We start from the raw sequence: 9,097 nt of genomic DNA on the forward strand, positions 1-9,097 counted from the left end.
TACGCACACCCGCGGGAGCAAGCGCCCTCGCCACAAAAACAACAACCTTCACCTAGAGCCCAGGCTTGCCAACCACTGCGGAATCCGACGCTCCAGGTAATACCCGGGGTTGCGCAGCGTCCCATCGACAAACCCCACATGCCCACCCCGGGCATGCAGCTCAAGCCGCGTCGAGGCCGATAGCTCGGCGGGCTCGGGCAGGCTGTGGGGAAACACGAACGGATCGTCGGCCGCCTGGATGAGCAGCGTCGGGGTGTCGATCCGGCTCATGAAATAACGGCTGGAGGCCTGCCGGTAGTAATCCGCCGCATCCAAGAAACCATGCAGCGGCGCGGTCACTCGGCCATCGAAATCCCAGAACGTACGCATGTTTTCCAACGGGCCCAGCGCCGCCAGGGTCGCCAGTCCTTCATGGCGGCCGTCATGCTGGAACTGGCGCTGCTTGTTGCGCACGTAGGCCACTAATTGCCGCATGAAATGCGCCTGGTAGAACCGCGAAAAGCCCTGTCCGATGCGATCGGCGCACTGGTCGAGGCGAAACGGCACCGAGACTGCCACCGCGCCCTGGAGCTGGCTGGCGCTGCCGGTTTCCCCCAGATGCTTGAGCAGCACGTTGCCGCCCAGCGAATAGCCCACCGCAAACAGCGGCGCCAAGGGGCGCTGGGCGCGGATATGGGTGATGGCAGCGGCCAGGTCCTCGCTGACGCCCGAGTGATAACTGCGGGGCAGCAGGTTCGGCTCGCCCGAGCAGCCGCGCCAGTTCAGTGCAACGCTGGCCCAGTCCTGGCGCCCGAGGGCCTGTTGCAAACCGGCCACGTAAGGCGAGTTGGACGAACCGGTCAGCCCGTGGAGGATCAGCACCACGGGCGCCTCGGCGCGATGGGGGCCATGCCAGTCGAGGTCGAGGAAGTCACCGTCTTCCAGCCACAGGCGTTCGCGCTGGCGGTCGATGTGGGTGGTCTTGCGCCAAAGCGGGCCCCACAAGGTCTGCAAGTGTGGATTGCCAAGGCCCGGGGCCGGGACGAAACGTTCAGGTGCGGCGGACATTCTTATTCTCGATGCACTGGCCAGCCTCTCAGCCAGCGGCGTCTGCCATGCGCTGCCACAACGCGTAATACACCCGTCCGGATTTCTGCTCGCGATGCAGGCGCCAATTGCCTGGCAAGCCAAGGGTGGACGGGGCGGTCTCGCTTTCAGTGTAGACCCAGGCATCCGCAGCCAGCCACTGCCGTTCCTCCAGCAGGGCGCATACCGTCGGCAGCAGGTTCTGGTTGAACGGCGGGTCCAGGAACACCAGGTCGAAGGGCGTTGCCGGCTGGCTGTCCAGGTAGCGCAGCGCGTCGGCCGTGTGCACCTGGCCCACGGTGCAGCGCAGCGTGCCCAGGTGCTCTTTCAGGCTGGAAACCGCCAGGTTGCTGGCGTCCAGCGCCTGGCCCATGGCCGCGCCACGAGACAGCGCTTCAAGGAACAGCGCGCCGCTGCCGGCGAACGGGTCGAGCACCCTTGCACCTGCCACGTAGGGTGCGAGCCAGTTGAACAGTGTTTCACGCACCCGATCCGGGGTCGGACGCAGGCCCGGGGCGTCGGGAAAGCTCAGGCGCCGGCTGCGCCACTCGCCGCCGATGATGCGTAACTGGTTCACACCGTTGTGGACGGGTTTCTTGCTGGAATTCGATGGTCGGGCCATTAGTGCTCCGGAACCCCGAGCGGTTGCTCGGCAGGTTTATCAGTGGGGGCCGGCAACGGCTTTTGCGGCACGGTCGGACCTGCGGTCACGATGACCATTTTGTCTGTGCTCAGGTGTTTGTTCAGCGCAACCTTGACTTGCTCGACCGTCAGCGCCTGGGACTGACGCATGAAATCTTCCAGGTAGCTCAGCGGCAAATCATAGAAACCCATGGCGCCGAGCTGGCCGACGATATCGGCGTTGCTGGCGGTGGACAGCGGGAAACTGCCCGCCAGCTCGCGCTTGGCGTCATCCAGTTCCTTCTGGGTCGGACCGCTGGCGAGGTAATCGGCGAATACATCCTGCACCAGCTTCAGCGTGCCTTCGCTCATCTCGGCACGGGTCTGCAGGTTGATCATGAACGGGCCACGGGCCTGCATCGGCGTGAAACCGGAGTACACGCCGTAGGTGAGGCCACGTTTTTCCCGCACTTCGGTCATCAGCCGGGTGCCGAAACCACCCCCGCCGAGGATCTGGTTGCCCAGGGATACGGCGGCAAAATCCGGGTCGTCTCGGTCGATGCCCAGCTGTGCGAGCATCAGGTTGGTCTGCTTGGATGGGAACTCGATGTGGTTGACGCTCGCCTTCGGCTCAACCGGGGGCGGGGTCTTCGCCAGGGCCGGGCCTTTGGGCAGCGCTGCGGACACTTGGCTGGCGACTGCTTCGGCCTCGGTACGGGACAAATCCCCCACCAGCGCGATCACCGCGTTGCCAGCGGTGTAGGCCTTGGCGTGGAACGCCCGGGCCTGGGCCAGGGTGATCGACGGGATGCTTTGCGCGGTGCCGTCGCTGGAGTGGGCGTAGGGATGATCGCCATACAGGCGCTTCATCAGTTCCAGGCCCGCCAGTTTGCCGGGGTTCTGTTTCTGGTACTCGAAGCCGGCGAGCATCTGGTTCTTGATACGGGCGAAGGAATCGGCGGGGAAGGTCGGTTTGCCGACGACTTCGGCGAACAGCTTCAACGCCGGCTCGCGCTTGTCCGCCGCGCTGAGGCTGCGCAGGGACGCCACGGCCATGTCACGGTAGGCGCCGTTGCCGAAGTCCGCGCCGAGGCTTTCGAATCCTTCGGCAATCGCGCTGACATCCTTGCCGGCCACGCCTTCGTTGAGCATCGCGTTGGTCAGCAGCGCCAGGCCGGGGGCGTCGCCATCCTGGCTGCTGCCGGCGGAGAACGTCAGGCGCAGGTCGAACATCGGCAACTCCCGGGCTTCGACGAACAGTACCTTGGCGCCTTCCGCGGTGTTCCAGGTCTGGACGTCGAGCTGACGATGTCCGGGGGCCTTGCCGTCCAGTTCGGCCAGCGATTGCAGCTTTTTGCCGGACTTGGCGTCATCCAGTGCCTGGCTCGCGGTGACGCGGGAGGAGGGCGACAGATAGAAAGCCAGGGCACAGGCCACGGCGACGAACACCAGGCCGACCAGCAGCAGGCGCGATGATTGGCGCTCACTCATGAGCTTTCTCCTCGGGCAAAACGTGTGCAACGCTCAGGCGTGAGCGGGTGAAATACAGCTGGGCTGCCTTCTGGATGTCTTGCGGGGTCACGCTCTGCAGGTCCGCCAGTTCGGTGTCCATCAGCTTCCAGGACAGGCCGACGGTTTCCAGTTGGCCGATGGCGGTGGCCTGGCTGGTGATCGAGTCACGCTCGTACACCAGGCCGGCGATGACTTGGGCGCGCACGCGTTCCAGCTCTTCGGCAGTCGGGGCGGTGCTCTTCAGTTGATCAAGCAAACGCCACAGCCCGGCCTCGGCCTCGGCCATGGTTTTGTTTTTCTGGGTATTGGGTGCCGCCGACAAGGTGAACAGCGAATCGCCACGGGTGTAGGCGTCGTAGTTCGACGAGCCGCCGGATACCAGCTCTTCGCCGCGCTCCAGCTGGGTCGGGATCCGCCCGCTGTAGCCGCCGTCCAGCAAGGCTGAAATCAGCCGCAGGGCGTTGACCGAACGCTTATCGGTCGCCGTGGCGATGCTTGGGACGTTGAAAGCCAGCATCAGGCTCGGCAGTTGGGTCTGTACATGCAGGGTGATCTGGCGCTCGCCGGGCTCGGCCAATTCCAGGGGGATCTTCGCCGTCGGCACCTCGCGCCGGGCCACCGGGCCGAAATAGCGCTGGGCCAGGACCTTGACCTCATCCGGCGTGACGTCGCCGACCACAACCAGGGTCGCGTTGTTCGGGGCGTACCAGGATTCGTACCAGTGACGCAGCTCGCCGACGGTCATCCGGTCCAGGTCGGCCATCCAGCCGATGGTCGGGGTGTGATAGCCGCTGGCCGGGTAGGCCATGGCCTTGAAACGCTCGAAGGCCTTGGACATCGGCTTGTCGTCGGTGCGCATGCGGCGCTCTTCCTTGATCACCTCGATCTCGCGGCTGAATTCTTCCGGCGGCAGGCGCAGGCTGGCCATGCGGTCGGCCTCCAGTTCGAAGGCCACGCCCAGGCGGTCCCGGGCCAGCACCTGGTAGTAGGCGGTGAAGTCGTCGCTGGTGAAGGCGTTCTCTTCAGCACCGAGGTCGCGCAGGATCAGCGAGGCTTCGCCGGGCCCGACCTTCTCGCTGCCCTTGAACATCATGTGTTCCAGGGCGTGGGACAAACCGGTCTGGCCCGGTGTCTCGTAACTGGAGCCCACCTTGTACCAGACCTGGGACACCACCACTGGCGCGCGATGGTCTTCGCGCACCACCACCTTCAGGCCGTTGTCGAGGGTGAATTCATGGGTGGGTTGTGGGTCGGCAGCCAGGGCTGAAAAAGGCAGGCAGACTGTGCTGAGCAGCAGGCCTGCGGCGCGGCGGGCAAGAGCATTCATTCGTGTTTAAACCTGTTGGGTTGCCTGCCAGGTCTTAGCGTCGGCGGGCGAGAGGGTGCTAGGATAACGGTCCGTTTTACTGGCGGCCACGCCTATCGGGCCTTTTGTCGGCCGGACACTTTGCACAAGCGTGAAGTTTGTCCGCTGATCACGGCGTTTTCGCCGATGATGCCCCGCCAGTCCTTCGAAAAAATTGACCGTGGAATGTCTCGGGGACATTTCGACAATCTGTTGCGCGTGAACAAGCTGGATGAAACGCAGTCTGTTCAGCATTGAATTTTTATTACCGAGGCGCCCCCGTGGCGCGTCGCTACCGTGAGATAGCCGTCCTCCATGTTTGGTTCCAACGACGACAAGAAGACCCCAGCTGAGGCTGGCGAGAAGAAAGGCCTGTTCGGATGGCTGCGCAAGAAGCCGCAGGAAACCGTCGTCGAACAGCCGCAAGCGCTGCCTGAACCCGCCGCCGAGCCGGTGGACGAGCAAGCGACCCCCATCGTCCTGCCGCTGGCCGAGCCGGTGTTGCAACCGGTCGAGCCTGAAGCTGAACCCGCGCCTGAGCCGGTGGCCGAACAGCCGCTGACGCCACCTGCCGAACAAGCCCCCTGGCTGACCTTACCGGTGGCGGAAGAGCCGGTGGCGTTTGTCGAAGACGCCCAAGCCCCGCACATCACCCCGCCGATTCCCGCGCCGACGCAGCCGGTCGAGGCTCCAGTCGAGGTTCCAGTCGTGGCACCGATCGTCGAAGTGCCGGCCGTTGTCAGTGCACCGGCTGTCGTTGAGCCAGAACCGGCCCCGGTGGAGGCGTTGGCCCCCGTCGAGCCAGCACGTGTGCCCGAAGAGAGCAAAGTCGGCTTCTTCGCCCGCCTCAAGCAAGGCCTGTCGAAGACCAGCGCCAGCATCGGCGAAGGCATGGCCAGCCTGTTCCTGGGCAAGAAAGTCATCGATGACGAATTGCTCGAAGACATCGAAACCCGCCTGTTGACCGCCGATGTCGGCGTCGAGGCGACCTCGGTGATCATCAAGAGCCTGACCCAGAAGGTCGCGCGCAAACAGCTGACCGATGCCGACGCGCTGTACAAATCCCTCCAGGGCGAACTCGCCGGCTTGCTCAAGCCGGTGGAACAGCCATTGGTGATTGCCTCGCAGAACAAGCCATTCGTGATCCTGGTGGTGGGCGTCAACGGCGCCGGCAAGACCACCACCATCGGCAAACTGGCGAAGAAGCTGCAGCTCGAAGGCAAGAAAGTGATGCTCGCTGCTGGCGACACTTTCCGCGCCGCTGCGGTGGAACAGCTGCAAGTGTGGGGCGAGCGCAACAAGATCCCGGTGATTGCCCAACACACCGGCGCCGACTCCGCTTCGGTGATCTTCGACGCGGTACAGGCCGCCAAGGCCCGGGGCATCGATGTGCTGATCGCCGATACGGCCGGTCGCCTGCACACCAAAGACAACCTGATGGAAGAGTTGAAGAAGGTGCGCCGGGTGATCGGCAAGCTCGACGCCGACGCGCCCCACGAAGTGCTGTTGGTGCTGGACGCCGGCACCGGCCAGAACGCCATCAACCAGGCCAAGCAATTCAACCAGACCGTCGAGCTCACGGGCCTGGCCCTGACCAAGCTCGACGGCACCGCCAAGGGTGGGGTGATTTTCGCCCTGGCCAAGCAGTTCGGCCTGCCCATCCGCTACATCGGCGTGGGCGAAGGCATCGACGATCTGCGCACCTTTGAAGCCGAGCCCTTTGTCCAGGCGCTGTTTGCCGAGCGGGAGCACTCATGATTCGTTTCGAACAGGTCGGTAAACGCTATCCGAACGGTCACGTCGGCTTGCATGAGCTGAGCTTTCGAGTCCGCCGTGGCGAGTTTCTGTTCGTCACCGGCCATTCCGGCGCCGGCAAGAGCACGCTGCTGCGCCTGCTGCTGGCAATGGAGCGGCCTACCACCGGCAAGCTGCTGCTGGCCGGCCAGGACCTGAGCACCATCAGCAATGCGCAGATCCCTTACCTGCGGCGCCAGATCGGCGTGGTGTTCCAGAATCACCAGTTGCTGTTCGATCGCACCGTGTTCAATAACGTGGCGTTGCCGTTGCAGATCCTCGGGCTGTCCAAGGCCGAGATCAATAAACGGGTGGATTCGGCCCTGGAGCGCGTGGCCCTGTCGGACAAGACCGACCTGTACCCGGGCGACCTGTCCACCGGCCAGCAACAGCGCGTTGGCATTGCCCGGGCCATCGTCCACCGTCCAGCGCTGCTGCTGGCGGACGAACCCACCGGTAACCTCGACCCACGCCTGGCGGCGGAGATCATGGGCGTATTCGAAGACATCAACCGTTTGGGCACCAGCGTGCTGATTGCCAGTCACGACCTGGCACTGATCGCGCGCATGCGTCACCGCATGCTCACCTTGCAGCGCGGTCGATTGATTGGTGACGGGGAGGCCGGCGTATGAGTGCTACCCGCAGTTCTAAAGTCGCCGAACGCGTGGCGCCGAAGGGCACCGAGCCGCAGCCGCCAAAGAAAAAGCACGACGAGGATGACGGCCCGGACTTCGCCACGCTGCTACGCGCCTGGATTGAAAGCCACCGCGCCAGCCTGCTGGACAGCCTGCGCCGCCTGGGCAAGCAGCCCATCGGCAGTTTCTTCACCTGCATGGTCATGGCTGTGGCCCTGAGCCTGCCCATGGGCCTGTCATTACTGCTCAAGAACGTCGAGCGCCTGGGTGGCTCCTGGCAGCGGGCGGCGCAGATTTCCCTGTACCTGCAACTGGAGGCGACCCCGAGTGAAGGCCAGGCGCTGCGCGAGCAGATCAAGGCCATGCCGGGCGTGGCCGATGCCGAATACATCGGCCGGGAGCAGGCGCTCGAAGAGTTCCAGCAGCAGTCCGGCTTGGGCGAGGCGCTCAAGGAGTTGCCGGAAAACCCGCTGCCGGGCGTGGTGTTGGTGACGCCCAAGGAGGTCGACAAGCCGACCCTTGAAGCATTAAGACAAAGACTTTCCGAGTTGCCGAAGGTACAACAGGCGCAACTTGATCTAGTCTGGGTCGAGCGTCTTGCGGCGATCCTCAAGCTCGGCGACCGGTTTGTCTTCGGTCTGACGGTGCTGCTGGTTTCTGCATTACTTTTGGTGATAGGCAATACCATTCGTCTTCATATTGAAAACCGCCGCACCGAGATAGAAGTGATTAAACTCGTCGGCGGCACAGACAGTTATGTGCGCAGGCCCTTCCTTTATATGGGCGCGCTGTATGGCTTCGGTGCCGGGGTCCTGTCCTGGGGTGTTTTGGCGTTCGGCCTGGATTGGCTGAACGATGCAGTGGTGGGGCTGGCCGGTTTGTATGGCAGTGACTTCGCGTTGGCCGGTGTGCCGGTCGCCGATGGGCTGTCGCTCTTGCTTGGCGCAGTGCTGTTGGGTTATATCGGTGCATGGATTGCGGTAGCACGCCACCTGCGTGAGCTTGCGCCAAAATAGTGTTTTTTGCGCGTATTGACCTTTCGGTTTTTGTGGGAACTTGTCCAATGGTTCCCGGTCAATTTTCGCAGTGCTGAACTGCACGAGTTATGTGAGTCGGAGGTTTTTTCGTATGACCACTTCTTTGCAACCTGCTTATGCTCTGGTCCCGGGTGCGAACCTGGAGGCCTATGTGCACACGGTGAACAGCATTCCCTTGCTGACGCCCGAGCAGGAGCGTGAACTGGCCGAGAGTCTCTATTATGAGCAGGATCTTGAGGCGGCTCGGCAGATGGTGCTCGCCCACCTGCGTTTTGTCGTACATATCGCCCGCAGCTATTCCGGCTACGGGCTGGCCCAAGCCGACCTGATCCAGGAAGGCAATGTCGGCCTGATGAAGGCGGTCAAGCGTTTCAACCCGGAAATGGGCGTACGCCTGGTGTCGTTTGCCGTGCACTGGATCAAGGCGGAAATCCACGAATTCATCCTGCGCAACTGGCGCATCGTGAAAGTCGCGACCACCAAGGCCCAGCGCAAGCTGTTCTTCAACCTGCGCAGCCAGAAGAAGCGCCTGGCCTGGTTGAACAATGAGGAGGTCCATCGCGTGGCCGAGAGCCTGGGCGTAGAGCCTCGGGAAGTGCGCGAGATGGAGAGCCGCCTGACCGGCCATGACATGGCCTTCGACCCGGCCGCCGAAGCGGACGACGACAGCGCCTTCCAATCGCCGGCCAACTACCTGGAAGACCACCGGTACGACCCGGCGCGTCAACTGGAGGACGCCGACTGGAGCGACAACTCCAACACCAACCTGCACGAGGCGCTGGAAGTGCTGGACGAGCGCAGCCGCGACATCCTCTACCAGCGTTGGCTGGCCGAGGAAAAAGCCACGCTGCACGACCTGGCGCAGAAGTACAACGTGTCGGCCGAGCGGATTCGCCAGCTTGAGAAAAGCGCGATGAACAAGCTCAAGGTGTCGATCGCGGCCTGACCTGCGCAGCGACAGAAAAACGCCCCGATCAGTAATGGTCGGGGCGTTTTTGTATGCGAACCTTGAAAACACCACAAACCCTGTGGGAGCGGGCTTGCTCGCGAATGCGGTGCGTCAGTTGACATCGCCATATCTGACACAC

8 protein-coding genes are annotated in these 9,097 nt (G+C 63.4%); 4 read left to right on the forward strand and 4 right to left on the reverse strand.

Going from position 1 to position 9,097, the window contains the following annotated elements:
* Positions 1-48: 48 nt before the first annotated feature.
* From RGM2987_RS01395 to RGM2987_RS01410, 4 genes are read right to left on the reverse strand one after another with little or no spacing between them, the layout of a single operon-like run.
* Complete coding sequence (locus tag RGM2987_RS01395) at positions 49-1,047, reverse strand: hydrolase (RefSeq protein ID WP_245138329.1); 999 nt, start codon at positions 1,045-1,047, stop codon at positions 49-51.
* Between the two features lie 28 nt (positions 1,048-1,075).
* Positions 1,076-1,687 carry a 16S rRNA (guanine(966)-N(2))-methyltransferase RsmD gene (gene rsmD, locus RGM2987_RS01400; protein ID WP_245138330.1) on the reverse strand — a complete coding sequence of 204 codons (612 nt, stop codon included), beginning with the start codon at positions 1,685-1,687 and terminating at the stop codon, positions 1,076-1,078.
* Positions 1,687-3,177, reverse strand: coding sequence for a pitrilysin family protein (locus tag RGM2987_RS01405; RefSeq protein WP_245138331.1), 1,491 nt, complete (start codon positions 3,175-3,177; stop codon positions 1,687-1,689). The genes rsmD and RGM2987_RS01405 overlap by 1 nt, the downstream gene beginning before the upstream one ends.
* Positions 3,170-4,525, reverse strand: a complete 1,356-nt coding sequence (locus RGM2987_RS01410) for a pitrilysin family protein (RefSeq protein WP_245138332.1) — start codon at positions 4,523-4,525, stop codon at positions 3,170-3,172. Before RGM2987_RS01410 ends, RGM2987_RS01405 begins: the two co-directional genes overlap by 8 nt.
* 333 nt (positions 4,526-4,858) lie before the next feature.
* On the opposite strand from RGM2987_RS01410, the gene ftsY reads away from it, so the two are divergent.
* The 4 genes from ftsY to rpoH all read left to right on the forward strand — a co-directional run bounded on the left by ftsY (position 4,859) and on the right by rpoH (position 8,955).
* Positions 4,859-6,301: a signal recognition particle-docking protein FtsY gene (ftsY, locus tag RGM2987_RS01415; protein WP_245138333.1), complete on the forward strand. Its 1,443-nt coding sequence runs from the start codon at positions 4,859-4,861 to the stop codon at positions 6,299-6,301.
* Positions 6,298-6,969, forward strand: a complete 672-nt coding sequence (gene ftsE, locus RGM2987_RS01420; RefSeq protein WP_024778908.1) for a cell division ATP-binding protein FtsE — start codon at positions 6,298-6,300, stop codon at positions 6,967-6,969. The genes ftsY and ftsE overlap by 4 nt, the downstream gene beginning before the upstream one ends.
* A complete protein-coding gene (gene ftsX, locus RGM2987_RS01425) occupies positions 6,966-7,988 on the forward strand; it encodes a permease-like cell division protein FtsX (protein WP_245138334.1) in 1,023 nt (340 codons plus the stop codon). The genes ftsE and ftsX overlap by 4 nt, the downstream gene beginning before the upstream one ends.
* Positions 7,989-8,100: 112 nt before the next feature.
* Positions 8,101-8,955 (forward strand): RNA polymerase sigma factor RpoH, encoded by an 855-nt coding sequence (gene rpoH, locus RGM2987_RS01430; RefSeq protein WP_003177476.1) that lies wholly within the window; start codon positions 8,101-8,103, stop codon positions 8,953-8,955.
* The last annotated feature ends 142 nt before the right edge of the window (positions 8,956-9,097 follow it).

This window comes from Pseudomonas sp. RGM2987, from assembly GCF_022952855.1.
GTDB lineage: Bacteria > Pseudomonadota > Gammaproteobacteria > Pseudomonadales > Pseudomonadaceae > Aquipseudomonas.

What these genes read in the sequence shown, in the direction of transcription:
- RGM2987_RS01395 (WP_245138329.1), bottom strand. Translation starts at nt 1,047, where the DNA reads ATGTCCGCCGCACCTGAACGTTTCGTCCCGGCCCCGGGCCTTGGCAAT.
- rsmD (WP_245138330.1), bottom strand. Translation starts at nt 1,687, where the DNA reads ATGGCCCGACCATCGAATTCCAGCAAGAAACCCGTCCACAACGGTGTG.
- RGM2987_RS01405 (WP_245138331.1), bottom strand. Translation starts at nt 3,177, where the DNA reads ATGAGTGAGCGCCAATCATCGCGCCTGCTGCTGGTCGGCCTGGTGTTC.
- RGM2987_RS01410 (WP_245138332.1), bottom strand. Translation starts at nt 4,525, where the DNA reads ATGAATGCTCTTGCCCGCCGCGCCGCAGGCCTGCTGCTCAGCACAGTC.
- ftsY (WP_245138333.1), top strand. Translation starts at nt 4,859, where the DNA reads ATGTTTGGTTCCAACGACGACAAGAAGACCCCAGCTGAGGCTGGCGAG.
- ftsE (WP_024778908.1), top strand. Translation starts at nt 6,298, where the DNA reads ATGATTCGTTTCGAACAGGTCGGTAAACGCTATCCGAACGGTCACGTC.
- ftsX (WP_245138334.1), top strand. Translation starts at nt 6,966, where the DNA reads ATGAGTGCTACCCGCAGTTCTAAAGTCGCCGAACGCGTGGCGCCGAAG.
- rpoH (WP_003177476.1), top strand. Translation starts at nt 8,101, where the DNA reads ATGACCACTTCTTTGCAACCTGCTTATGCTCTGGTCCCGGGTGCGAAC.